We start from the raw sequence: 25613 nt of genomic DNA, 5'->3' as shown, positions 1-25613 counted from the left end.
GCCCCCGGAACATTTCAAGACCCCGCGCCCCCGCCGCTCGTCAACAGCCGCTGCAGGATTTTTCAACCCCCGCCGGGCCCGGCGCGCCTACACTGGTCCGCCACCCACGCCCCCGCCATGAACGCCCCACCCCACCCCGACCAGGCCCAGCGCCTGGCCCGCGCCGAGCGCCAGGCCGCCGTGGTGCGCGCCCTGGCGCCCCTGCTGCCCGCCCACGCGCTGCTGTGGCAGCCCGAGGACACCATCCCCTACGAATGCGACGGCCTCACCGCCTACCGCGAGCGCCCGATGGTGGTGGCCCTGCCCGAGACCGAGGCCCAGGTGGCCGCCGTGCTCAAGGCCTGCCACGCGCTGGACGTGCCCGTGGTGGCGCGCGGCGCCGGCACCGGCCTGTCCGGCGGCGCCATGCCGCATGCCCTGGGCGTGGTGCTGTCCCTGGCCAAGTTCAACCGCATCCTGCGCATCGACCCGCGCTCGCGCACCGCCACCGTGCAGGCCGGCGTGCGCAACCTGGCCATCAGCGAGGCCGCCGCGCCGCATGGCCTGTACTACGCCCCCGACCCCAGCAGCCAGATCGCCTGCACCATCGGCGGCAACGTGGCCGAGAACTCGGGCGGCGTGCACTGCCTCAAGTACGGCCTGACCATCCACAACGTGCTGCAGGTGCGCGGCTTCACCATCGAAGGCGAGCCCGTCACCTTCGGCGGCGAGGCCCTGGACACGCCCGGCCTCGATCTGCTGCCCCTGGTGGTCGGCAGCGAGGGCATGCTGGCGATCACCGTGGAGGTGGTGGTCAAGCTGGTGCCCAGGCCGCAGCTGGCGCGCTGCATCATGGCCAGCTTCGACGACGTGCGAAAGGCGGGCGACGCGGTCGCGTCGGTGATCGCCGCCGGCATCATCCCGGCCGGACTGGAAATGATGGACAAGCCCATGACGGCCGCCGTCGAGGACTTCGTGCACGCCGGCTACGACCTGTCCGCCGAGGCCATCCTGCTGTGCGAAAGCGACGGCACACCCGAGGAGGTGGCCGAGGAAATCGACCGCATGAGTGCCGTGCTGCGCGGCTGCGGCGCCACCGCCATCACCGTCAGCCGCGACGAGGCCGAGCGCCTGCGCTTCTGGAGCGGCCGCAAGAACGCCTTCCCGGCAAGCGGGCGCATCAGCCCCGACTACATGTGCATGGACTCGACCATCCCGCGCAAGCGCCTGGCCGACATCCTGCTGGCCATCCAGGCCATGGAGACCACCTACGGCCTGCGCTGCGCCAACGTCTTCCACGCGGGCGACGGCAACCTGCACCCGCTGATCCTGTTCGACGCCAACGACCCCGACCAGCTCCAGCGCTGCGAGCGCTTCGGCGCCGACATCCTGGAGACCAGCGTCGCCATGGGCGGCACCGTCACCGGCGAGCACGGCGTCGGTGTGGAAAAGCTCAACAGCATGTGTGTGCAGTTCAGCGCGGAAGAGAACGATCAGATGTTCGGCATCAAGCGCGCTTTTGATGCCAAAGAATTACTCAATCCCGGCAAAGTGATCCCGACCTTGCAACGTTGTGCGGAGTACGGGCGGTTGCTGGTGCGCGGCGGGCGGTTGCCGCACCCGGATCTCCCCCGGTTTTAGGGCGCTGTTCCACGCGGCAGGCCCCCTGGGCTGGGGTACATTGCCTCCAATGAGCGCCCGCCTTTCGCCCACCGATGCGCCCCTGGCCCGCCGCGACGGCGAGGCCGGCGTCAGCGAACGCGAGCGGGCCATGCAGCTGGAGCTGCGCACGCTGCGCGCCGAGAACGAGTACCTGCGCCAGCGCTACGCCCAGCAGCTCAGCGGCCTGAACCCGGCCGCCGACGCGAGCCAGCCGGGGCTGCGCGCCGACCTGCCGCTGTCACTGGCCTCGGCCCTGGACGCCGACCGCGACGGCCGTCCCGCCCAGGCCAAACTCGAGTTCGAGGCCCTGTTCGCCGCGCTGGCGAGCGTGTTCCCCATCGGCGTGTTCCGCACCGACGAGGGCGGGCTGCTGACCCACATCGACAGCCAGCTGCAGCAGATCTTCGGCCTGCAGCGCGAGGACTTTCCCAACTTCGGCTGGCTCGCCCGCGTGCACCCCGAAGACCTGGAGCGCGTGCAGGCCGCCTGGGTGCGTGGCATCTCGCGCGGCGAAAGCCTCAACGTCGAGTTCCGCATCGTCAAGCCGGGCAACGAGACCGTGTACGTGCTGACGCGCAACGCACCGCTGCGCGACGCCAGCGGCCGTGTCGTCAGCCAGCTCGGCTTCGTGCAGGACATCACCCCGATGCGCGTGCTCGAGGCCGAGGCCCGCATCAAGGACGAACTCAACCGCCAGATCATCGCCAGCAGCCCCGACTGCACCAAGGTGCTCGACCTGGAAGGGCGCGTGGTGCAGATGACCGAGCAGGGCTGCCGGCTGGTCGAGGTGGACGATTTCGAGGAAGTGCGCCTGAGCGACTGGACCACCTGGTGGCCCGAGGAAGGTGGCACGCTCGCGCGCGACGCCGTCGCCGCCGCGCGCCAGGGCAAGGGCTCGCGCTTCGTCGCCTTCGGCAACACCTTCAAGGGCACGCCCAAGTGGTGGGACACCGCGCTCACGCCGATCTGCGACGCCCAGGGCCAGCCCGTCATGCTGCTGGCGGTCTCGCGCGACATCACCGAACTGCACCAGCAGCAGGACGAGATCCGCCGCTTCAATGCCGAGCTCGAAAAGCGCGTCAAGGAACGCACCGAGGAACTGGCCGAAGCCAAGGAGCGCGTGAGCATGGCGCTGGCCGAGGCGCAGGCGCTCTACAACCAGGCCCCCTGCGGCTACCACTCGTTCGATGCCAACGGGACCCTGGTGCTCATCAACCGCACCGAACTCGACTGGCTCGGCTACGAGCGCCACGAGGTGATCGGCAAGCTCAACGTGCGCGACATGGTGCCACCCGGTGACGGCAACCAGGAACTGGTGCTGGAGCGCCTGAACCGCCTGGTCGCCGGCGAGAAGCTCGACCCGATCGAGACCGTGGTGCGCCGCCGCGACGGCAGCACCTTCTCGGCGCTCGTCAGCAGCACGGCCGTGCACGACAGCAAGGGGCGCTTCCTGCGCTCCAACAACACACTGATCGACATCACCGCCCTGAAGGCGGCGCAGCAGGCGCTGGCCGCGCAGAGCCGGTTCATGCAGACCATCAGCGACAACGCGCCGGTGCAGATCGCCTTCTTCGACCGCGACCTCATCTGCCGCTTCGCCAACGCCAGCTACACCCGCTGGCGGGAGGACCGCTCGCACGACTCGGTGGTCGGCCTGCACCTCAGTGAGATCGCCGACCGCAAGGTCTACGAGTCCGTGCGCGACCGCCTGAGCGCCGCGCTCGCGGGCGAGCCTCAGCGCTTCGAGGGCGAACGCCGTTTCCCGGGCGGCGAGCCGTACTACGCCAGCATCGAATACATCCCCTTCCAGATGGATGGCCAGGTGCAGGGCCTGATCATCCAGATGATCGACATCACCGAGCGCAAGGCCTCGGAAGACCGCGTCTCGCAGGCCAACCAGCGGCTCGCGCGCGCGCTCGAGCAGGCCAACGCCCTGTACAACCGCGCGCCCTGCGGCTACCACTCGCTCGACATCGACGGCATCTTCGTCTCCATCAACGACACCGAGCTGGAGTGGCTGGGCTACACGCGCGACGAGGTGGTGGGCAAGCTCAACTTCCGCGACGTGATCCCGCCGCACCAGGTGCCGCTGCTGGATTCGCACATGCACCGCATGCTGCAGGACGACGCGCTCGACGGCGTGGAGTACGAGATGCTGCGCCGCGACGGCACACGCTTCTACGCGCTGGTCTCGTCCACCACGGTGCGCGATCCGCAGGGCCGTTTCCTGCGCAGCAACACCACGGTGGTCGACATCACCCGCCGCCGGGCGGCCGAGGACGCGCTGCGCCGCCAGCAGCACTTCCTGCAGTCCATCACCGACCGCGTGCCGGGCCTCATCGCCTACCTCGACGCGGACCTGCACTTCCGCTTCGCCAACGCCGAGCACCTGCGGGTCTACGGCATGGACCCGCAGCGCATCGTGGGCCAGCACCTGAGCCGCTGCGTGGCCCCCGACATCTGGGCCGACATCGAGCCGCGCATGCGCGGCGCGCTGGCCGGCACCTCGCAGCATTTCGAGGCCTGGCGCCGCATGCCCGACGGCACGCCGATCTTCATGAGCGCGAACTACCTGCCCGACCCGGGGCCGGACGGCAAGGTCCGCGGCGTGTTCGTGCAGATCATCGACATTACCGAGCGCAAGCGCGTCGAGGAACGCGTCAACCACCTGAACGAGGAGCTCGAGCAACGCATCCAGGAACGCTCGGCCGAGTTGCTGGAAAGCGAGCAGCGCTTCCGCCTGATGGTGGACAACCTGCGCGACTACTGCATCTTCTTCCTCGACGCCAACGGCTTCATCACCGACTGGACCGACAGCGCCCAGCGCATGGACGGCTACTCGCCCGTGCAGATGCTGGGCCGCCACTACGGCGTGCTGTTCGATCCGGTGGACGAAGCCGCCGGCCGCGCCGACGCCGAGCGCATGCTGCGCCTGGCCGCCTCGCGCGGGCAGCACGACGTGCAAAGCTGGCAGCTGCGCAAGGACGGCTCGCGCTACTGGTCGCACTCGGTGCTGATCGCGCTGCGCGACCAGCGCGGCGACCTCAAGGGCTTCGCCAAGATCAACCGCGACATGACGGACGCGAAGCAGCTCGACGACCTCATGCGCAACATCAACGACGAGCTGGAAAAGCGCGTCGTCGAGCGCACCGAGCAGCTGCTGGCCGCCAACCGGGACCTCGAGTCCTTCTCCTACTCGGTCTCGCACGACCTGCGCTCGCCGCTGCGCCACATCTCCAGCTTCGTGAGCCTGCTGGAAGAGCACCTGGGCCTGCAGCGCGACGAAACCACCACGCGCTACCTCGCCACCATCGGCAACTCGGCGCGCCACATGAGCCAGCTCATCGATGGCCTGCTGGCCTTCTCGCGCCTGGGCCGCGCGGCGGTGAACATTGCGCCGGTCGACTTCAACCACCTCGTCAGCGCCGTGGTCTCGCAGCTCGCGCACGACACCGATGGGCGCGTGGTGGACTGGCAGATCGCCTCCGACCTGCCCATCGTGCACGGCGACGCCCTGCTGCTGCGCGAGGTGTGGGCCAACCTGCTGGGCAACGCCTTCAAGTACACGCGGCCACGCGAGCGCGCCGTCATCGGGGTCAGCTGGCACCTGGACCCGGTGCGCGGCTACACCTTCTCCGTGCGCGACAACGGCGTCGGCTTCGACACCAAGTACGCGCAGAAACTCTTCGGCGTGTTCCAGCGCCTGCACCGCGCGTCGGAATTCGAGGGCACGGGCATCGGCCTTGCCCTGACCCGTCGTATCGTGGAGCGCCATGGCGGCAGCATCTGGGCGGAAAGCCGCCTGGGTGAAGGCAGCGTCTTCCATTTCGCCCTTCCCATCGACGGCCCCCGAGCACCCGATCCCACCGATTCCATGCCGGCACCCCTGGAACCATGAACAAGACCGCCGATGCCATCCTTCTCGTCGAGGACAACCCCGACGACGCCGAACTCACCAAGCTCGCGCTCTCGCGCCACGGTCTGGACGGTCGCGTGACGCACGTCTCCGACGGCATGCAGGCCCTGGACTACCTGTTCCGGCGCAACCAGTTCGCCAACCGCCCGGGCAGCAACCCGGTGCTGGTGCTGCTGGACCTGAAGATGCCGCTGCTCGATGGCATCGGCGTGCTGCGCGAGATCAAGAGCTCGGACATCCTGCACAACATTCCCGTGGTGGTGCTCACCTCGTCCACCGAGCCGAGCGACCTGCTGCGCGCTTACGACGCCGGCACCAACGCCTACATCGCCAAGCCGACCGAGTTCTCGCAGTTCCTCAGCGCCATGAAACACGTGTGCGAGTTCTGGGTGAACATCAACCAGACTGCGCCGCCGCTGGCCACCGCGGGCGTGCGCAGCACCGGTTTCGGCGAGCTGCTCTAGCGGCGCCTCACCACGGGTCCACCGTGCGCACGGCCGGCCCGTCGCGCAGCTTGGCGCCTTCCAGCCCCCGCAACAGCCAGGCCCGCGTGTCCGCCGGGTCGATGACGGCGTCGATCTCCAGCGTGGTGGCCATGGGAATCGCCGCGCCCTGGGCCATCTGCCGCGCCAGCAGTTCATCGAACAGCGCCTGGCGCTGCGGCCCCTCGGGCACCGCCTCCAGTTCCTTGCGGTAACCCAGGCGCACCGCCCCTTCCAGGCCCATGGCACCGAACTCGGCGCCCGGCCAGGCCACGGTGAAGCCCGGCGCATGGAAGCCGCCGGCCGTCATCCCCATGGCGCCCAGGCCAAAGCCTTTGCGCAACACCACGCTGAAGAACGGCACGCGCAAGGCCGCCGCCGCCACGAACAGGCGACTCGCGTGCCGCACCTGGGCGCGCGCCTCGACCTCGGGGCCGACCATGAAACCCGGCGTGTCGACCAGACTCAGCAGCGGCAGGCCATGGGCATCGCACCAGCGCATGAACCGCGCGGCCTTGTCGGCGGCGTCGGGATCGATGGCGCCACCCAGGTGCCGCGGGTTGTTCACCAGCACGCCCACCGCGCGGCCGTCGAAGCGCGCCAGCGCGGTGTGGATGCCCAGGCCGAAGCCTTCGCGCAGCCAGAGCGCGCTGCCGCCGTCGGCCAGGCCATGCAACACCGCGCGGCTGTCGTAGCTGCGCGAGCGGCTGGCGGGCAAGGCCTCGCGCAGCCGCTCGGGCGGCGGCGAGGGCAGCGGCGCCACACGCCCTTGAAAGAAGGCCAGGGCGCGGCGCGCCGCGGCCACGGCCTGCGCCTCGTCGTCCACCAGCAGGTCGATCACGCCATTGGCGTGCTGCACCTGCGCCGGGCCGATCGCCTCGGGCGGGAAGCGGCCCAGGCCACCGCCCTCGACCATGGCCGGGCCGCCCATGCCGATGTTGCTGCCGCGCGTGGCGATGACCAGGTCGCAGCAGCCCAGCAGGGCCGCGTTGCCCGCAAAGCAGCGGCCGGCCGCGACGCCGATGGTCGGCACCCGCCCCGACAGGCGCGCCATGGCCGCGAAGGTGCCCACGTGCAGGCCCGCCACGATGGGCATGTCGGTGTCGCCCGGCCGGCCCCCACCGCCTTCGGCGAACAGCACCACGGGCAGGCGCTGGTCCAGCGCGATGCCCAGCAGGCGGTCGGTCTTCTGGTGGTTGCGCATGCCCTGCGTGCCGGCAAGCACCGTGGCGTCGTAGGCCAGCACGGCCGTGCGCGAGCGCTCGGCGCCGAACAGCGCGCCATTGACCGCGCCGATGCCGGTGACCAGGCCGTCGGCCGGCGTCTGCGCGATCAGTTCGGCCTCGCCGCGGCGCGCGGCCTGGGCGGCCACGGCGAGCGCGCCGTATTCGATGAAGCTGTCCGGGTCGCACAGGTCGGCGACGTTCTCGCGCGCGGTCCGCAGGCCCAGCGCATGGCGCCGCGCCACGGCTTCGGGGCGCGCGGCGTCCTCCACGAAGGCCAGCCGGGCGCGCAGCCGCTGCAGCGCTTCGCTGTCGGCGGCGGGAGCGGCGGGCGATGGAGGCTGGGCGGCGGGGGGCGGTGCCGGCCCCCCCAGCGGCTCGAGCGGCTCGATGCGCCAGAGCGGATCGCCCGCGTTCACGGTCTCGCCCGGGGCCACCAGGTGGTCGGCCAGGCGGCCGTCGCGCTCGGCCGGGAGTTCATGCTCCATCTTCATGGCCTCGACCACCAGCAGCGGCTGGCCCAGGCGAACCGGATCGCCCGGCTGCACCAGCCATTGAACGACCTGGGCCTGGAGCGGCGAGCGCAAGGTCTAGGGGAGGTGGGAGCGCGCCCCGGGGCCGCTCAGTAGATGTCGGAGTCGCACCACTGCGACGAGGGGCCGAAATCGTTCTGCTTGCTCGGCACGTTGAGGTTGAGCACGAACACCACCTCGCCGCCGAAACGGCCCACGCCCAGGGTCTTCATGAGCTGCTGCTCCTGCTCGGGGCGTTCCATGCGCAGGAAGCAGATGGCCTGCTTGGTGCCTTCGTGCATGGCCGTGAGGATGTCCAGACGCGAAATGCGGCCGAATTCGCTGCACAGCTGGTGCAGGGCCGATTTCAGGCTCGACACATCGTTGTGCTGCCGGAGTTCTGCGAGTGCGCTCACCTTGCGGGCTCCCCCATCGGTTCGGATGTCAGTGGTGGACATGGCTTGCATGGAGTGTGTCCTTGAATCGCGGTGCACCAATGACAATGGGTCGGATGCTAGGGCAGAGGCTACAAAAAGTCACAAGTCTGTTACAAAAATCCGTCGCGACGCGGCGCGACGTGCGGTAGTTCACGAACGGTGGACGCGTACCCGGACCGTTCCCCCGGCGCGGACCGCGCCAGCCTCGCTATCCTAAGGCCACCATGCGCACCGCCCGTCCCTCAAATGTGCCGACGTCCGACGCCACTCGGTTCCCCGAGCCGCGCGAGGCCTTCGACCGCGCCGCCCATCTGGCCGCGCGCGAAGGCCGCGCCGCGGCCGCCCTGCTGCTCGAACGCTCGGATACAGGTGTTCGCGTGCTCGGCCGCTTCGGGCTGGACGCGCCGATGGAAGAGCTGGCGCTGGACATCGCCCGGACCCTGGGAACGCAGGAAACCTGGGTGGGCGACACCCACCGCGAATCGCGCTGGGTGCCGCTCGACCTGGGCCGTGGCCGACGCGCGGTCCATCACCTGCACTGGTTGCCGCTGGCCCGCGCGCCGGGCGCTTTCCTGCTGCTGCTCGACCACCACCCGCGGGAAGAGCGCCGCAACGAAATCGGCATCGGCCTGATGAGCGAAACCGCGGCCGACCTGGTGCTGACCCAGCGCCACCAGCGCGAGCTGCTGGCCACGCAGGTGGCGATGCAGCGCCGCCACCAGGGCCAGATCGAGCTGGTGGAGCGCACCGCGGGCCTGGGCAGCTGGTCGGTGGAGACCTCGGGCGAGCGCGTGGACTGCTCGGCCGGCCTGCTGAGCCTGCTGGGCATCGGCCCCGAGGCGCAGCCGCGCACCCTGGAGGACCTGCTGGAACACCATGCGCCCGAGTGGCGCCAGGGCCTGCGCCAGCGGCTGGAGCGCTGCGCCGCCAGCGCCGACCCCTTCGACGAAGAGGTGCAGGTGCTGATCGAGACGAGCGGGCCCAAGTGGGTGCGCGTCGTGGGCGCGGCGGTGCTGGACGACAACGGCAACCCCATGCGCGTGCAGGTGACCGTGCACGACATCTCGGCCACCAAGCAGGCCCAGCAGGAAACCCTGCGCCTGGCCATGCGCCTGACGACCACGCTGGCCAGCATCACCGAGGCCTTCGTCACGCTGGACCGCCAGTGCTGCTTCACCTACCTCAACCAGGAAAGCGAACGCCTGCTGCAAAAAACCACGGCCGACCTGCTGGGCGTGGAGGTCTGGCACGGCTTCGCGCCCAGCGTCGCGCAGCGCCTGAAGGAACACCTGGGCCGCGCATTGCAGACCAACCGGCGCGTGGAACTGGAGGACTGGTTCGCCACCCTGGGCAAATGGCTGGAGGTGCGGGCCTATCCCTTCGCCGAAGGCCTGGCCGTGTACTTCCGCGACGTGACCGAACGCCGCCGCTCGCAGGAGCAGCTGATGCTGCTGGAGACCAGCGTCGCGCGGCTCAACGACATCGTGCTGATCGCCGAAACCGGCGCGCAGGAGCTGCGCAACGAGCCCAAGATCGTCTTCGTCAACGACGCCTTCGAGCTGCACACGGGCTACTCGCGCGCCGAGGTGCTGGGCCAGTCGCCCGGCATGCTGCTCGACCTGGACCCGGCGGTGTCCAAGCTGCGCGAGATCTCGCGCGGCCTGCGCGACACGCAGAAGGCCCGCACCGAGCTGATGGTGCGGCGCAAGAACGGCGCGCTGTTCTGGGTCGAGCTGGAGGTGGTGTCGGTGCAGCCCAGCGCGGACGAGGTGACGCACTGGGTGGCGGTGGGACGCGACATCACGCAGCGCAAGACGGCCGAGGACATGATCCGCCACCTGGCCTTCTACGACCCGCTGACCGACCTGCCCAACCGCCAGCTGCTGCTCGACCGGCTGCAGCAGGCCCTGGCCAGCAGCGCGCGCAGCGGCCAGCACGGCGCGCTGCTGTTCATCGACCTGGACAACTTCAAGATCCTCAACGACACCCTGGGCCACCAGATGGGGGACCAGCTGCTCAAGAAGGTCGCGCAGCGCCTGACCTCCAGCGTGCGCAAGACCGACCTGGTGGCGCGCCTGGGCGGCGACGAGTTCGTGGTGATGGCCGACGACCTCAGTCCCAGCCCGGTGGCGGCGGCGCACAAGGCGCGCGTGCTGGCCAACAAGGTGCTGCAGACCCTGCGCGAGCCCTTCGCGCTCACTGGCCACCAGCACTTCGCCACGCCCAGCATCGGCGTCACCATCTTCCACGGCACGCAGGCCGACGTGGGCGATCTGCTCAAGCAGGCCGACCTGGCGATGTACCAGGCCAAGTCCATGGGCCGCAACACGCTGTCCTTCTTCGACCCGGCGATGCAGGCCGAGATGAGCGACAACGCGCGCACCGCGTCCGACCTGCGCGACGGCCTGCGCCGGCGCGAGTTCGTGGTGCACTACCAGCCGCAGGTGGACAAGGCCGGCATGATCATCGGCGTAGAGGCCCTGCTGCGCTGGAACCACCCGGAGCGCGGCCTGCTCTCGCCGGCGGCGTTCATTCCCGTGGCCGAGGACACCGGCCTGATCCTGCCGCTGGGCCTGTGGGCGCTGGAGACGGCCTGCGGTCAGTTGGCGGCCTGGTCCAAGCGGCCGGAGACGGCCAACCTCAGCATCGCCGTCAACGTGAGCGTGCGCCAGTTCCGCCACCCGGACTTCGTGGACTCGGTGATGGCCTGCATCCGCGCCAGTGGCATCCGGCCGCAGCGGCTGAAGCTCGAGCTCACCGAGAGCCTGCTGGCCGACCGCATGGAGATCACCATCGAGAAGATGGGCATGCTGAAGTCGCTCGGCGTGACGCTTTCGCTGGACGACTTCGGCATGGGCTACTCCTCGCTGTCGCTGCTCAAGCGGCTGCCCCTGGACCAGCTGAAGATCGACCGCGCCTTCGTGGCCGACGTGCTGACCGACCCGAACGACGCGGCGATCTCGCGCGCCATCATCGCGCTGGCGCAGTCGCTGAGCCTGCAGGTGGTGGCCGAGGGCGTGGAGACGATCGAGCAGCGCGACTTCCTGGCTTACCAGGGCTGCGACCAGTTCCAGGGCCACCTGTTCGCCAAGCCCCTGCCCGTCGAGGCGCTGGACGCGCTGCTGTCCAACCCCGTGTCGGGCATGGTGGTGGTGGGCTGAGCGCGCCCGCCCGCCTCAGACGTTGAGCAGCAGGAAGCGCCGCTCCCAGGGACTGACCACGTCGAAGTACTCGCGGTACTCCGTGTCTTTGATCGCCGCGTAGGTCTGGATGAAGTGCTCGCCGAACAGCTCCACCAGCGGCGCGCAGCGCATGAGGTTCTCGACCGCGTCGTCCAGGTGGCGCGGCAGCTGGTGCGGCTGCTCGTAGGCGCTGCCCGACAGGGGCTCGGTGGGCTTGATGCCCTGCTTCATGCCCAGGTAGCCGCAGGCCAGGCTGGCCGCCAGCGCCAGGTAAGGGTTCACATCCACCCCCGCCAGCCGGTTTTCCACCCGCCGCGCCTGCGGCGCCGAATGCGGCACGCGCAGCCCGCAGGTGCGGTTGTCGTAGCCCCAGCTCAGGTTGATCGGCGCCGAGGTGTAGCGCGACAGGCGCCGGTACGAGTTCACATAGGGCGCGAAGAAGGCGATGGCCGCCGGCAGGTAGGTCTGCAGGCCGCCGATGAAATGGAAGAAGCGCTCGGAGGCCTCGCCGTCGGCGCGGCTGAAGATGTTCTGGCCATCGGCCAGCCCCACCACGCTCTGGTGGATGTGCATGGCGCTGCCCGGCTGGCCCTGCATGGGCTTGGCCATGAAGGTGGCGTACATCTGGTGGCGGATCGCCACCTCGCGGATGGTGCGCTTGAACAGAAAGACCTGATCGGCCAGCGGCAGCGGGTCGCCGTGGTCCAGGTTGATCTCCATCTGCGCCGTGCCCATCTCGTGGATGAGGGTGTCGAGCTGGATGCCCTCGGCCTCGCACCAGTCGTACATGACGTCGAAGATGTCGTCGTACTCGTTGATGGCGTCCATCGAGAAGCTCTGCATGCCCGCCTCGCTGCGGCGCGTGCGCCCCACCGGGGCCTTGAGCGGGATGTCCTCGTCGGGCTCGACCTGCACCAGGTAGAACTCCATCTCGGGCGCCACGATGGGCTTCCAGCCCTCGTTCTCGTACAGCTTGAGCACGCGGCGCAACACGTTGCGCGGCGACAGGTCCACCGCCTTGCCATCGAAGGAGAAGCAGTCGTGGATGATCTGAGCCGTCGGCTCCTTGGCCCAGGGCACGGGGCGCAGCGTGGCCGGGTCGGGGCGCAGCTGCATGTCGGGGTCGGCGACCGAGGTGTAGTCCTTCTCGGGGTAGTCGCCGGTCACGGTCATGGTGAGCACGGCCTCGGGCAGGCGCAGGCCCACGGCCGGGTCGTACTTGTGGCGCGGCACGATCTTGCCGCGCGCCTGGCCCGCCATGTCGGGGATCAGGCACTCGACCTCGGTGATGCGGTGCTCGTCGAGCCACTGCTGGATGCGCTGGGCGTCTGTCATGCGATCGTCTCCCCCGGGAATGCCGGGGCTACCAGTTGGTGATGCGGGGGTTGTCGAACCGGTACTCGTTGGGCACCGCGATGTTGGAGTAGGAGAAGGACAGGCTCACGTCCAGCGACGTGACCTGGTGCCACCAGCCCAGCGGCAGGAACACGGTCTCGCCGGGCTCGACCACCACCTCCAGCACCTTGGCCTGGGCAAAGAGCGGGTAGCGCGCCAGGTCGGGCCGGTCCAGGTCCACCGGGCTGTAGACCTCGAAGTGGTTGTAGAGCAGCGGTGTCTGCAGCGGCGAGATGAAGCGCCAGCGCTTGCGCCCCACGATCTGCGTGTGGCAGAGCATGAGGGTGTCGTGGTGCAGGGGCGTGACCGTGCCGGCCGGCCCGAACCAGAACGAGGCGCGGCGCGCCAGCTCGGAACGGTCGCAGAACACCGGCAGGCTGCCGATGTCGTCCAGCAGGGGCGCGAAGCCTGGCTGACTCAGCAGCTCGTTGTTGGCGGTGAGGTAGTAGTCGTTGGTGGCGCCGCCGGCCAGCACACGGTCCACGAAGTCGGCCAGGCGGGTGTGGCGCTGGTGGTCGAGCTTGTTGCGCTCGTAGTTCGGGTCGGCGCTGCGCTCGGCCTGGACCTGCACGTCCAGGTGGCCGAAGCGCTCGCGCAGGTCCTGCGGCGACCAGCGGCCCATGGCGGGCCAGTCGCGCGCCACGTCGGTCAGCACCACGGGGCGGCTGCCCACGATGTACTTGTCCAGGAATTCGCCAGGCGACACCTGGCTGCGCTTCTCCACGTGGCCGTACAGCGGGTCGAGCTCGAGCAGGCGCTGCTGGTTGGCCATCACCGAGGCCAGCTTGTCCTGCAGTTGCTGGAACTGGCGCGCGGCCAGAAAGACCGGGTCGCTGTCCATGGCGCGGATCGCCGGCTCACATTCGGCCGGATCGAGCCCCGCCTGCACCATGGTCGCCAGCATGGACTCCGGGGTGCAGCGGCGCAGCCGGTTTTCGGCGATCCACTGGCGCCAGCCGGCGTCCAATGCGCGGAAGCCGGCCTCGCGCGGGCGCGGTGCGGGAGAGGCGACGGGCGGGGTACTCATGCGGGGCGTCAGTATGGCACCGCCTTCGCCGCCGACAGGGCCGCTTTTCAGGCCACGAACAGCGCCACGTTGCCGCCCGCGGCCGTGGTGTTGATGGTGAGCGTCTGCTCGGCGCAGAAGCGCGGCAGGTAGTGCGGCCCGCCGGCCTTGGGACCGGTGCCCGACAGGCCTTCGCCGCCGAAGGGCTGCACCCCCACCACCGCCCCGATGGTGTTGCGGTTGACGTAGACATTGCCCGCGCGCGCCTGCGCGGCCAGCGCCAGCGCACGGCTGTCGATGCGGGTCTGCAGGCCCAGCGTGAGGCCATAGCCCAGGGCATTGACCTGGGCGATCACGGCTTTCGGGTCACCGCGCCAGCGCAGCACCTGCAGCACCGGGCCGAAGATTTCCTGCGAGGCCTCGGCGACCTCGCGGATTTCGAACAGCTGCGGCGCCACGGTGTGCGTGGCCGCGTCCTCCCCCTCGGGCAGCAGCGCCACCGCCGTGGCGCGCAGGCGCGCCAGGTGCCGCGCCACGCCGGCGAAGGCCTCGGCGTCGATCAGCGGGCCGACGTCGGTGGCCAGATCAGAAGGGTCGCCCACCACCAGCGCGCGGGCCGCGCCCCGCACCATCTCGATCACGCCGTCGGCAATGGATTCGTGCACGCACAGCAGGCGCAGCGCCGAGCAGCGCTGCCCCGCGCTGCGAAAGGCGCTCTGCACCACGGCGTCGGTCACCTGCTCGGGCAGGGCGCTGCTGTCCACCAGCATGGCGTTCACGCCCCCGGTCTCGGCGATCAGGGGCACGATGGGTCCGTCCTGGGCCGCGAGCGCGCGCTGGATGGCCTTGGCCACCGGCGTGGAGCCGGTGAAGGCCACGCCGGCCACGGCGGCATCGGCCACCAGGGCGGCGCCCACGGTGTCACCCGGCCCGTGCAGCAGCTGCAGCGCCGCGGCCGGCACGCCCGCCGCGTGCAGCAGGCGCACGGCCTCGCGGGCGATCGCGGGCGTCTGCTCCGCCGGCTTGGCCAGCACGGTGTTGCCCGTGACCAGCGCGGCCGCCACCTGGCCGGTGAAGATGGCCAGCGGGAAGTTCCAGGGACTGATGCAAACCCAGGCGCCACGCCCGTGCAGGCGCAGGGTGTTGCGCTCGCCGGTCGGGCCGGGCAGCTCCTGCGGTGCCAGCAGGCGCTCGGCCTCGGCCGCGTAGTAGCGCAGGAAGTCGATCGCCTCGCGCACCTCGGCGATGGCGTCGGGCCAGGTCTTGCGCGCCTCGGCCACCAGCAGGGCGCACAGCGGCGGCAGCTGCGCCTGCATCGCGTCGGCGGCGCGGCGCAGCGCGGCGGCGCGCTCGGCCACGGGGCGCTGGTTCCAGGCCTCGAAGGCCTCGACGGCGCGCCGCACGGCCGGCGCGATCTCGTCGGGCCGTGCCTCCGGCACCGGGGGCACGGTCGTCTGGCGCCAGGCGGCGGCCAGTGCCTCGCGGTGCGCGGCCACCGCCGGGTCCAGGCCTTCGCTGTTGGGGCGCGCCACGCCGTACAGGCGCGGGGGCGGGGCGAAGGCAGGCCCGCCACCCTCGCCGGCGCAACGCGCCAAAGGCGATTCGAGCAGCGTGTCCAGCGCCACCGATTCGTCGGCGAGCTGGTGCACGAAGGACGAGTTGGCACCGTTCTCCAGCAGGCGGCGCACCAGGTAGGCCAGCAGGTCGCGGTGCGCGCCGACGGGGGCGTACACGCGACAGCCCACCGACCCCTCGCGCAGCACCTCGCGGTACACGCCTTCGCCCATGCCGTGCAAGCGCTGCAGCTCGAAACGCGCCGTGCCGCGCCGACGCGCCATCTGCTGCACGGCGGCGATGGTGCCGGCGTTGTGCGTGGCGAACTGCGCAAAGACCGCATCGTCGGCGTCGAACAGGGCGCTTGCGCAGGCCAGGTAGCTCACGTCGCTGCGGTGCTTGCGCGTGAACACCGGGTAGCCGGCCAGCCCCAGCTCCTGCGCGCGCTTGATCTCGCTGTCCCAGTAAGCGCCCTTCACCAGCCGGCACATCAGCCGCACCCCGTGGCGGCGAGCGATCGCGGCCACCTCGGCAACGAGCTCGACCGCTCGCGTCTGGTAGGACTGCAGCGCCAGACCCAGGCCCTCCCAGCGCGGGCATTCGCGCCCCACGCGAGCGACCAGGGCCTCGAAGACATCGAGCGACAGCTCCAGCCGCTCCACCTCTTCCGCGTCGATGGTGAGGTTGAGCGAGGCCTGCGCGGCGCGTTCGCACAGGGTCCACACGCGCGGCACCAGCTCGCGCATCACGCGCTCGTGCTGGGCCGGTTCGTAGCGCGGGTGCAAGGCACTGAGCTTGATCGATAGGCCGTCGTTGAGCGAGGGATGGCGCGCGGGGTCGGCGCGGCGCGCGATGGCCTCCAGCGCGTGGCGGTAGCTGTCCAGGTAACGCTCGGCGTCGGCCTCGGTGCGCGCGCCCTCGCCCAGCATGTCGAAGCTGTGGCGCAGCCTGGGCTGCGCACGCCGCCCGGCCTCGGCGCGGCGCAGCGCGTCCTCGATGCCCTCGCCCAGCACGAACTGGCGCCCCAGCAGTTGCACCGCGCGCAGCGTGGCCGCGACCACCGAGCGCGCGCCCACGCGTGCCACCAGGCCGGGGGCCTCACCCTCGGCGGGCAACCACCGCTTGCTCAGCGCGATGGCGGCCGAGGACAGCCGCGCCATCGCCGCGTCGGACGCCCCGTCGAAATCCGCCCGGCCCAGCTGGTCGGCGGTGAGCGCGATGGCGGTCTCGGCATCGGGCACGCGCAGCAGGGCCTCGGCCAGGCGCATCAGGGCCAGGCCTTCGTCGCTGCTGATGGGGTATTCGGTGAGCAGGCGCTCCAGGGCCCAGAAGGCAGGCGGGTTCTCGCGCACCGCGCGCACCCAGGGCCCGGCCTGGGCCTTCACCGCCGCCCAGTCGAGCGCGCCATCCAGCGCGGCCAGGCGGTCGGCGAGCACGCCGGCCTCGGCGCGGTAGGGGTCGGGCAGGCGGTCGGTGCGCGGGAGCGGGGCCTGGGGGATGGGATGGAGCATGGCGGCTGGGGTCTGCAGGATGGTGAATTCCCGCATCGTGATCGCCATTTGGCTGAATTTTTCTCTGATTTTTGACCAATGAAAGTGAATAATTCGGCATGCATCCCCCTCCCGACCTCGACCGCATCGATCTCAAGATCCTGCGCCTGCTGCAGGCCGATGGCCGCCTGCCCAACCTCAAGCTCGCCGAGGCCGTGGGCCTGTCGGCCACGGCCGTGCTGGCGCGCACCCAGCGCCTGCAGCGCGAAGGCGTCATCCAGGGTTACGAGGCGCGACTGGACCCGCACAAGCTCGGGCGCGGCCTGCTGGTTTTCGTGGAGGTGCTGCTTGACCGCACCACGCCCAATGTCTTCGACCAGTTCCGCGCCGCCGTGCAGGTGCACGACGACATCCTGGAATGCCACATGGTGGCCGGCGGCTTCGACTACCTGCTCAAGACCCGCATGGCCGACATGGCGGCCTACCGAGCCTTTGCCGGCCAGGTGCTGTGGCAGATGCCCGGCGTGCGCGAGACGCGCACCTACGCCGTGATGGAGGAAGTGAAGACCAGCACGCGCCTGCCGCTGTGATGCCGCAGCGCATGCGCGCATGAACACGGCGCTTGCAGAGGCTGCGCCGGGCAGGGCATGACCTCGCCAGCGGCCCGCGGCCCGCGGCCAGGGCCGGGGGATCGCCAGCGCCTGCGGCGCGATCAGGCCGCGGGCGAAGCCACCGGCTTCGGCGCCCGGGCGCCGAACACCGCCCGGCCCACGCGCACCATCGTGGCGCCCGCCGCCACCGCGGCCTCCAGGTCCTCGCTCATGCCCATCGACAAGGTGTCCAGCGTGTGGCCCCGCGCGCGCAGGTCGTCGTAGGCCGCGCGCGCCAGCGCGAACAGCGCGCGCTGCGACTCGAAGTCGGGCGCTGGTTCGGGAATGCACATCAGGCCGCGCAGGCGCAGGCGCGGCAGCGCGGCCACCGCCTCGGCCAGCGCGGGCAACTCGGCCGGCGGCACGCCGGCCTTGTTCGGTCCGCCGTCCACGTTGACCTGCAGGCACACGTTGAGCGGCGGCAACTCGGGCGGGCGCTGCTCGCTCAGGCGCTGCGCGATCTTCAGGCGATCGACCGATTGCACCCAATCGAATTGCGCGGCAACGAGCCGCGTCTTGTTGCTCTGCACCGGTCCGATGCAGTGCCATTCGATGGCCGCGCGCGGCAGCGACTCGGCCACCAGCGCGATCTTCTCGACGCCTTCCTGCACATAGTTTTCGCCGAAAGCCGTCTGGCCGGCGGCATGGGCCTGACGGACGGCATCCGGCCCGAAGGTCTTTGAAACCGCGAGCAGCGTAACCTCTGCGCTGCCTCGCGAAGCCCCATCGCAAGCGCGCCACAGGCGCTCCTTCACTTGCTGGAGATTGCCTGCGATCGTCGTCATAATCGTTTGCAACTGCCCCTCATCACACGGAAAAACCCGGGATGGACATCACCCAACTGCTGGCTTTCAGCGTCAAGAACAAAGCTTCCGATCTTCATTTGTCCGCCGGGTTGCCGCCCATGATACGGGTGCATGGCGATGTGCGACGCATCAACGTCGACGCGCTGGACCACAAGGCCGTTCATTCGATGGTGTACGACATCATGAACGACAGCCAGCGCAAGCAGTACGAGGAGTTCATGGAATGCGACTTCTCGTTCGAGATCGAGGGCCTGGCGCGCTTTCGCGTCAACGCCTTCAACCAGAACCGCGGCGCCGGCGCCGTGTTCCGAACCATCCCGAGCAAGATCCTCACGCTGGAGCAGCTCAACGCGCCCAAGATCTTCGCCGACCTGGCGCTGCGTCCGCGCGGCCTGGTGCTGGTGACCGGGCCCACGGGCTCGGGCAAGTCGACCACCCTGGCCGGCATGATCAACCACCTCAATGAGACCGAGTACGGCCACATCCTCACAGTGGAAGACCCGGTGGAGTTCGTGCACGAATCCAAGAAGTGCCTGGTCAACCAGCGCGAGGTGGGCCCGCACACCCTGAGCTTCTCCAACGCCCTGCGCTCGGCCCTGCGCGAAGACCCGGACGCCATCCTTGTGGGCGAGATGCGCGACCTGGAGACCATCCGCCTGGCCATGACGGCGGCCGAAACAGGCCACCTGGTGTTCGGCACCCTGCACACCTCCAGCGCCGCCAAGACCATCGACCGCATCATCGACGTCTTCCCCGCCGAGGAAAAAGAGATGGTGCGCGCCATGCTGTCCGAGTCGCTGGTGGCCGTCATCTCGCAGACGCTGTGCAAGCTCAAGGACGGCAGCGGCCGCGTGGCCGCGCACGAAATCATGCTGGGCACCAGCGCCATTCGCAACCTCATCCGCGAGGCCAAGGTGGCGCAGATGTACTCGGCCATCCAGACCGGCAACAGCGCGGGCATGCAGACGCTGGACCAGAACCTCACCGATCTGGTGCGCCGCAACATCATCAGCCCGGCCGAGGCGCGCAGCAAGGCCAAGATTCCCGAGAACTTCCCGGGCTGATCCCACACGGGGCAAGGGGCACCAGATGGAACGCGATCAGGCATCCAAATTCATCAACGACCTGCTGCGGCTCATGCTCAGCCGCGGCGGCAGCGACCTGTTCATCACGGCCGACTTCCCGCCCGCGATCAAGGTCGATGGCGCGGTCACCAAGGTCTCGCCTCAGCCGCTGACGGCGGGCCACACGCTGGCGCTGGCGCGCGCCATCATGAACGACAAGCAGGCCGCCGAGTTCGAGCGCACCAAGGAGTGCAACTTCGCGATCTCGCCGCCCGCCATCGGGCGCTTTCGCTGCAATGCCTTCATCCAGCAGGGCAAGGTCGGCCTGGTGCTGCGGACCATTCCCGCCGTGCTGCCCACGATCGACAAGCTGGGCCTGCCACAGGTGCTCAAAGACGTGGCCATGTCCAAGCGTGGCCTGTGCATCCTGGTGGGAGCCACCGGCTCGGGCAAGTCCACCTCGCTCGCGGCCATGGTCGACTGGCGCAACGAGCATTCCTACGGCCATATCGTGACGGTGGAAGACCCGATCGAGTTCGTGCACCCGCACAAGAACTGCGTGGTGACGCAGCGCGAGGTCGGACTGGACACCGAAAGCTGGGCGGCGGCGCTCAAGAACACCCTGCGCCAGGCGCCCGACGTGATCCTCATGGGAGAAATCCGCGACCGCGAGACCATGGAGCACGCGATCCAGTTCGCCGAGACCGGCCACCTGTGCCTGGCCACGCTGCACGCCAACAGCGCCAACCAGGCGCTGGACCGCATCATCAACTTCTTCCCCGAAGAGCGCCGCGCCCAACTGCTGATGGACCTGTCGCTCAACCTGCGCTCGCTGATCTCGCAGCGGCTGGTGCCGCGGCAGGACAACAAGGGCCGCTACGCCGCGGTCGAGATCCTGCTCAACTCGCCCCTCATCTCCGACCTGATCTTCAAGGGCGAAGTGGCCGAGATCAAGGAAGTGATGAAGAAGAGCACCCAGATGGGCATGCAGACCTTCGACCAGGCCCTGTTCGACGCCTTCGAGTCCAACCTCATCACCTACGAGGACGCGCTGCGCAACGCCGACTCGCTCAACGACCTGCGCCTGCAGATCAAGCTCAACAGCCAACGCGCCAAGACCCTGGACCTGGCGGCCGGCACCGAGCACCTGACCATCGTCTGACCTGGGGTCTGGGTACCATTGCGGGTTGCACCACAGCCAACCCAGGAGACCCGCCTTGAACCCCAAGACCTACGAAGCCACTCCCTCGCGCCGCGTCGCCTTCCTCGGACTGGGGGTCATGGGCAGTCCCATGGCAGGCCACCTGAAAGCGGCCGGCCACCAGGTCACCGTCTACAACCGCACCACCGCCAAGGCCGAGGCCTGGGCCCGGCAGCACGGCGGTGCCTTCAAGGCCACGCCGCGCGAAGCCGCGGCGGGCGCCGACATCGTCTTCTGCTGCGTGGGCAACGACGATGACCTTCGCTCGGTGACCCTGGGCGCCGACGGCGCCCTCGCCGGCATGGCGCCCGGCGCCATCCTCGTGGACCACACCACCGCCTCGGCCAACGTGGCACGCGAGCTGTACGCCGCCGCCAAGGCCCTGGGCATCGCCTTCGTGGACGCGCCCGTCTCCGGCGGCCAGGCGGGCGCTGAGAACGGCTTGCTCACCGTCATGTGTGGCGGCGATCAACCGGCCTTCGATGCGGTCAAGCCGGTGGCCATGGCCTTCTCGCGCGCCTTCACGCTCATGGGCGCGCCGGGCGCGGGCCAGCTCACCAAGATGGTCAACCAGATCTGCATCGCCGGCCTGGTGCAGGGCCTGTCGGAGGCCATCGCCTTCGGCCAGAAGGCAGGGCTGGACATGAACCTCGTGCTCGAGGTCATCGGCAAAGGCGCGGCCCAAAGCTGGCAGATGGACAACCGCGGCAAGACCATGGTGGCCGGCGAGTTCAACTTTGGCTTCGCGGTGGACTGGATGCGCAAGGACCTGGGCCTGGTGCTCGACGAGGCCAAGCGCAACGGCGCGCGCCTGCCCGTCACGGCGCTGGTGGACCAGTTCTACGCCGACGTGCAGGCCATGGGCGGCCAGCGCTACGACACGTCCAGCCTGATCAAGCGGCTGAAGTGAGCGGCGTCCGGCCTCAGTCGCCGGACTTGTCCCGCTTTCTCGTGTCGGCGGCGTAGTGACCTGACTCGGGCGGCAGGCCCTCGGTTTCGACGCGGATGGTGCGCCGGTAGGCCTGCCACTCCTGCGGACTCAGGGCCGGCGCGCCGTCGTCCTGCGCGCCCAGGCCATCCACTTCCTGCGACGCATGCGCGCGCTCGTCGTAGGTCTCGCGCAAGAGCGGTTGCACCTGCAGCAGCGGCACCGTCTTGGGCAACATGATGTCCACGTCGGTGGCCAGGAGCTGGATGTTCATGAACAGGGGACACGGCCGGTAGCGGTCGGTCTCGATGATTCCTTCGAACGCGGAATAGAGAAAACTGCCGCGCATATTGCTCGGCGGGCGCACCAGCACGCTCCAGCCGGGGGCGGTGCTGCAGAGCAGGCCGGTCCAGACCTGCACCAGGCCGGGCATGGGCAGGCGTGTCAGAAAGGGCGGGGCCAGGTCCACCAGGTCGGCGGGCGCGTGTTCGTTCCAGTGGTCCGCGAACCCTGGCAACTCGGACCGCACCAGTGGCTGCCACTGGCCGCCACCTTCCCTGACGAAAACGTCGGCGCCGTTCCAGCGGAGGTGGACCTCCTCCGCCGGAAAGGCATACCAACCGAAAGAAGAGGCCACTCGCATGGCCTCGCAATGGCGGTAAGCCATCGTGGGCATCAGGCCCAGCGCGGATTTGTCGGCCCGCATGGGCGAGATGGCAGCCGGATAGATGCGGTGGAACTTGATGGTGGGTTGCGGTTGCCTATCCGGCTGCTGGGGCATGGTGCGGGGCTCTCTGAAAGGATCAGCGCTGGGGCGTGGTCCGCATTTTCTGCCGCAAATGCGCAGCGACAACAGGCGCTGTGATCCAGCCGCCACCGATGAGCGCCTTTCTATCACCGCCCGCAGGCTGTTGCGGTACCCGATATTCCGCATCGGCCAGATGCCGGCGCACATGCGCCGCCACGGCTGGCGCGGTGATCCACCCCCCACCAATGACGGCCTTTTTCTCGGTGGCACGGTTCGAAGATGAGCTTTGAGTGATGTTCATCAGAATCTCCTGAAAGTTTCAAAGAAAGGACTAGACTGGCCCGCTCGCGAGCCGGGTCGATCAGACCACCAGGGGGAGTACCGTGCAATTCGCGCCATCCAACCGTCGCTTGAACGCCTACGGAGCCACAGTGGCTGTGGTGCTTCTGGCGTCCAGCGCGCCAGCGGTCACGCGACTGTCCCTCACGCACCATCTGGGCCCTCTGGACCTGGTCCTGCTGCGCTGCGGCATCGGCGGGCTGGTGTTTCTGCCATTCCTGCTGATCCATTGGCGGCAGTTGCCGAGGAAACTGGCGGTGACCGGCTTGGCGCTCGCCTTTCTGCACGGCTGGGGAATGCACCTGACAGCGATCGCCGGCCTTCAGTTCTCCCCCGCCAGTCATGCGTCCGCCTTGGGGCCGGGCTTTCTCCCGGTCTGGGTCATGCTGTGGCGCCGGCTGGGGTACGGGGCAGCGCCAGATTGGCGACAAACCCTGGGTCTTGCCTTGATCGCCATGGGCGCGCTAATGCTGCTGGGCTACTCGTCGTGGACGTCCTTCGAAAACCGGATATGGATTGGCGACCTGTTCTTTCTGCTGTCGTCGGCACTGGCGGCGGCCTACCTCGTGTATGTCCAACAACATGAGGTGGACCCCATGCAGGCCGCGGCATTGGTGGCGGTGTATTCGGGCATCGTTGGGGGACTGTTGCTGCTGGCATCGCCTGCGTCGTCCGCACTCTGGACGGCGCCCGCTTCGGAGGTGCTGGCTCAGGCAATCTTCCAGGGCCTCGGCATGGGGGCCTGCGCTGTTCTGTTGGCCAGCTACGCCACGCGCCAACTCGGCAGCCAACGCGTTGCCGTCTTCTTCGCTGCCATCCCCGTGTTGTCCATGTTCCTTGGCCGGGCTATCGTCGGCGACGGCATCCATCCCCATGAGGCCATGGCGGTAGTGCTGGTCAGTTCGGGCATCCTCATCGCCAGTGTGCTCGCCGGCATCGACCCTGCGAAATCCGCTCCCTTTTCAAGGAACAACCGCATTCAGTCCTGAGATCACGCCATGAGTGCCGCCGACACCACCTTCCCCAGTTCCCGGATCGAAGAACGCCCACTGATGGCGATGGACATCGCCGACAACACGACAGGTACCTGGGGCGGAACCGATCCGCTCATGGACCGACTTCAGCAGTGGGCGGGCGATGCGTATTGGCAGTTGCTGTCGCACCACAAGGGGCACATCGTCAGGCAAACGAACCACGGCCTGATGATGGAATTTGCCGACGCTCGCCACTGTGTGCAGGCGGCCTTTGCGCTGAATCAGCTGGCGGATGCCTTGAATGGGCGGACAGATGCCTCGAAGCATTTGCAGTTGCGCGCGGGTGCGCATCTGGCCAGCTATGGCCACGGCCAGCTTGAGCCCGTCGATCGCGACGTGCAACTGACCTCGGAGTTGACGGCATTGGCCGCGCCCGGCGAAGTCCTGGTCACCGCCGAACTGCGCGATCGGCTGGCCAACGGTCTCGACGCCGACTTCGAAGACCTGGGCCATTGGGTGGAGTCGTTCGTCCAACCCGTGCGCCTATTCCGGGCCCATCCAACCCACGGGGCCATTTCGGACCGCCTTACCGCAGAGGATCAGGACCTCCGCCCGGCCTTGGCCGTTATTCCCTTTCAGGCCAACGCACCAGAAGTCAAGCACTGGGTGCTCGGCGAGTTGATCGCCGATGGGGTGATCGCGCGCTTGTCCCACAGCATCGGCCTGCGGGTGATCGCGCGGCAATCCACGTCTGCCCTGCGCGGCAGTGGCGAACTCGCCGAGATCGAACGACATCTGGGCGCGACCTTCATCCTGTCGGGCAGTTACAGCATACGCAACGACAAGCTCGTGGTGACGGCCGAACTGGCCGAAGCGCGCAGCCACACCCTTCTGTGGACCGGTCAATTGCAGCACGCGCTGCGCGATCTGCTGCAGGAACAAAGCGAACTGCTGCACGAGTTGGCGCGCACGGTGGCGCAGGCGCTGGACAAGGCGCAGGTGAGCCAGGCTTTGACGCGTCCGCTGCCGAGCCTGGACAGCAGCTTTCTGATGCTGGCCGGAATTTCGATGGTGCACAGCCATTCCAGCAAGGCCTTCGATCGTGGGCGCGCAACCTTGAACGAGTTGACCATGCGGCACCCCGAACACGCACTGCCCCGTGCGTGGTTGGCCATGTGGCACGCCTTGAATGTGGTCAAGGGAACAAGTGGCAACGTGGCCCGCGATATCAGGCAGGCCCGCGAGCAGACGCAGCATGCGCTGGACGTCGAACCCAAGAATGCGATGGCCCTCGCGGTGGAAGGCTATATCCAATGCCAGTTGCTGAGCGATCCTCAGCAGGCGAACCGCTATCTGGCGTCGGCCGTTGAAGCCAACCCCAGCGAGCCCATGGCGTGGCTATTCAAAAGCCTGTATTCCGCTGGCTGGGGCTCCAGTTCCCTGTCGGTGACCGAGGCGTACGTCGCGCGGTCCCTTTCGCCCGTCGACCCCTTGCGATACTTCTTTGACCTGCTCACGGGCAATGCCTTGCTGGCTGACCGCCAGTTGGATCAAGCAGTCGCCTGCGGACGCCTGTCATTGCGGGCCCACAAGCACCACGTTCCCACGCTGCGTTTGCTGCTGACGGCTCATGCGGAACTGGGGCAGTTCGACGAAGGCAAGGCCATCCTGAACCAGTTGCGAGCCGAGGCACCGGAACTGACTGTGTCCTCGTATCTCGCCATAGGCAGCGCAGAAAGCCCCATGCGCCAGCGCATCGCCAATGCCATGCGGCAACTGGGCCTTCCCGAGACCTGAGTACTTGAGCACCTGAGCCCCATTGACCACGCCCTCTCTTTGCAGGCCGTTCGCGTCGCCGACCCCAACTTGCAAACTGCCGACACCCCCATTTCACACCATGGATTGGTAGAGCGCCCGCTACTGGCGATCAACATTGCCAAGCTCAGTCGGAGCGCAGCGGGCGGAGAAGCATTGCTCGTTGGCGTTGATGAGCACGCGGGCCTTGACGTCCAGCTCCCCCAGGGCTTCGATGCGCGCGCTGCGGTTCTCGATGCGATCGGCCGCG

The 25613-nt window shown here is 68.9% G+C and carries 17 protein-coding genes and 1 pseudogene; 10 read left to right on the top strand and 8 right to left on the bottom strand.

Annotated features, from left to right (window positions below; genetic code table 11):
* The first annotated feature begins 117 nt into the window (after positions 1–117).
* Genes DY262_RS13855 through DY262_RS13845 form a run of 3 tightly spaced genes read left to right on the top strand, consistent with a single transcriptional unit; the run spans position 118 to position 6021 of the window.
* The gene (locus tag DY262_RS13855) at positions 118–1620 is read left to right on the top strand and encodes an FAD-linked oxidase C-terminal domain-containing protein (RefSeq protein ID WP_116959645.1); all 1503 of its coding nucleotides are present in this window, start codon (positions 118–120) and stop codon (positions 1618–1620) included.
* Positions 1621–1669: 49 nt separating this feature from the next.
* On the top strand, positions 1670–5539 hold the full coding sequence (locus tag DY262_RS13850) for a PAS domain-containing sensor histidine kinase (RefSeq protein ID WP_116959644.1): 3870 nt from the start codon (positions 1670–1672) through the stop codon (positions 5537–5539).
* A complete protein-coding gene (locus tag DY262_RS13845) occupies positions 5536–6021 on the top strand; it encodes a response regulator (protein ID WP_070399425.1) in 486 nt (161 codons plus the stop codon). Before DY262_RS13850 ends, DY262_RS13845 begins: the two co-directional genes overlap by 4 nt.
* 7 nt (positions 6022–6028) lie before the next feature.
* Here the strand turns inward: DY262_RS13845 and DY262_RS13840 are convergent.
* Together DY262_RS13840 and DY262_RS13835 are read right to left on the bottom strand one after the other, a co-directional pair.
* Positions 6029–7843: pseudogene (locus DY262_RS13840) on the bottom strand (carboxyl transferase domain-containing protein); the annotation flags it as partial.
* Positions 7844–7884: 41 nt separating this feature from the next.
* Positions 7885–8190, bottom strand: coding sequence for an RNA recognition motif domain-containing protein (locus tag DY262_RS13835; protein WP_239478184.1), 306 nt, complete (start codon positions 8188–8190; stop codon positions 7885–7887).
* 245 nt (positions 8191–8435) lie between these two features.
* On the opposite strand from DY262_RS13835, the gene DY262_RS13830 reads away from it, so the two are divergent.
* Positions 8436–11372, top strand: coding sequence for a sensor domain-containing protein (locus tag DY262_RS13830; protein WP_116959642.1), 2937 nt, complete (start codon positions 8436–8438; stop codon positions 11370–11372).
* Between the two features lie 15 nt (positions 11373–11387).
* Here DY262_RS13830 and DY262_RS13825 read toward each other — a convergent pair whose 3' ends face one another.
* Genes DY262_RS13825 through DY262_RS13815 form a run of 3 tightly spaced genes read right to left on the bottom strand, consistent with a single transcriptional unit; the run spans position 11388 to position 16859 of the window.
* Complete coding sequence (locus tag DY262_RS13825) at positions 11388–12728, bottom strand: glutamine synthetase family protein (RefSeq protein ID WP_116959641.1); 1341 nt, start codon at positions 12726–12728, stop codon at positions 11388–11390.
* A 28-nt stretch (positions 12729–12756) separates the two neighbouring features.
* Positions 12757–13815, bottom strand: coding sequence for a cupin-like domain-containing protein (locus tag DY262_RS13820; protein WP_116959640.1), 1059 nt, complete (start codon positions 13813–13815; stop codon positions 12757–12759).
* Between the two features lie 47 nt (positions 13816–13862).
* Positions 13863–16859, bottom strand: coding sequence for an L-glutamate gamma-semialdehyde dehydrogenase (locus DY262_RS13815; RefSeq protein WP_245981016.1), 2997 nt, complete (start codon positions 16857–16859; stop codon positions 13863–13865).
* Between the two features lie 98 nt (positions 16860–16957).
* Between DY262_RS13815 and DY262_RS13810 the strand changes: the two genes are divergently transcribed.
* Complete coding sequence (locus DY262_RS13810; protein WP_116959639.1) at positions 16958–17428, top strand: Lrp/AsnC ligand binding domain-containing protein; 471 nt, start codon at positions 16958–16960, stop codon at positions 17426–17428.
* 122 nt (positions 17429–17550) lie between these two features.
* Here the strand turns inward: DY262_RS13810 and DY262_RS13805 are convergent, their stop codons facing one another.
* Positions 17551–18273 (bottom strand): YggS family pyridoxal phosphate-dependent enzyme, encoded by a 723-nt coding sequence (locus DY262_RS13805; protein ID WP_116959638.1) that lies wholly within the window; start codon positions 18271–18273, stop codon positions 17551–17553.
* Positions 18274–18314: 41 nt separating this feature from the next.
* On the opposite strand from DY262_RS13805, the gene DY262_RS13800 reads away from it, so the two are divergent.
* Genes DY262_RS13800 through DY262_RS13790 form a run of 3 tightly spaced genes read left to right on the top strand, consistent with a single transcriptional unit; the run spans position 18315 to position 21469 of the window.
* Positions 18315–19358, top strand: a complete 1044-nt coding sequence (locus tag DY262_RS13800) for a type IV pilus twitching motility protein PilT (protein WP_116959637.1) — start codon at positions 18315–18317, stop codon at positions 19356–19358.
* A 25-nt stretch (positions 19359–19383) separates the two neighbouring features.
* Positions 19384–20520, top strand: a complete 1137-nt coding sequence (locus tag DY262_RS13795) for a PilT/PilU family type 4a pilus ATPase (protein WP_116959636.1) — start codon at positions 19384–19386, stop codon at positions 20518–20520.
* Between the two features lie 55 nt (positions 20521–20575).
* On the top strand, positions 20576–21469 hold the full coding sequence (locus DY262_RS13790) for an NAD(P)-dependent oxidoreductase (protein ID WP_181936503.1): 894 nt from the start codon (positions 20576–20578) through the stop codon (positions 21467–21469).
* Positions 21470–21482: 13 nt separating this feature from the next.
* Here the strand turns inward: DY262_RS13790 and DY262_RS13785 are convergent, their stop codons facing one another.
* On the bottom strand, positions 21483–22268 hold the full coding sequence (locus tag DY262_RS13785; RefSeq protein WP_116959634.1) for a hypothetical protein: 786 nt from the start codon (positions 22266–22268) through the stop codon (positions 21483–21485).
* A gap of 22 nt (positions 22269–22290) precedes the next feature.
* Entirely contained in the window at positions 22291–22536 is a 246-nt protein-coding gene (locus DY262_RS21630) for a hypothetical protein (protein WP_147326237.1), read from the bottom strand.
* A gap of 109 nt (positions 22537–22645) precedes the next feature.
* On the opposite strand from DY262_RS21630, the gene DY262_RS13780 reads away from it, so the two are divergent.
* Together DY262_RS13780 and DY262_RS13775 are read left to right on the top strand one after the other, a co-directional pair.
* Complete coding sequence (locus DY262_RS13780) at positions 22646–23563, top strand: DMT family transporter (RefSeq protein WP_181936502.1); 918 nt, start codon at positions 22646–22648, stop codon at positions 23561–23563.
* Between the two features lie 9 nt (positions 23564–23572).
* On the top strand, positions 23573–25345 hold the full coding sequence (locus DY262_RS13775; protein WP_116959632.1) for a hypothetical protein: 1773 nt from the start codon (positions 23573–23575) through the stop codon (positions 25343–25345).
* The last annotated feature ends 268 nt before the right edge of the window (positions 25346–25613 follow it).

The sequence above is a fragment of the Hydrogenophaga borbori genome (assembly GCF_003417535.1).
GTDB classification, from domain to species: Bacteria; Pseudomonadota; Gammaproteobacteria; order Burkholderiales; family Burkholderiaceae_C; genus Hydrogenophaga; species Hydrogenophaga borbori.
Note: the sequence above shows the minus strand (reverse complement) of the source record. Positions and strands in the feature narration are given on the sequence as shown.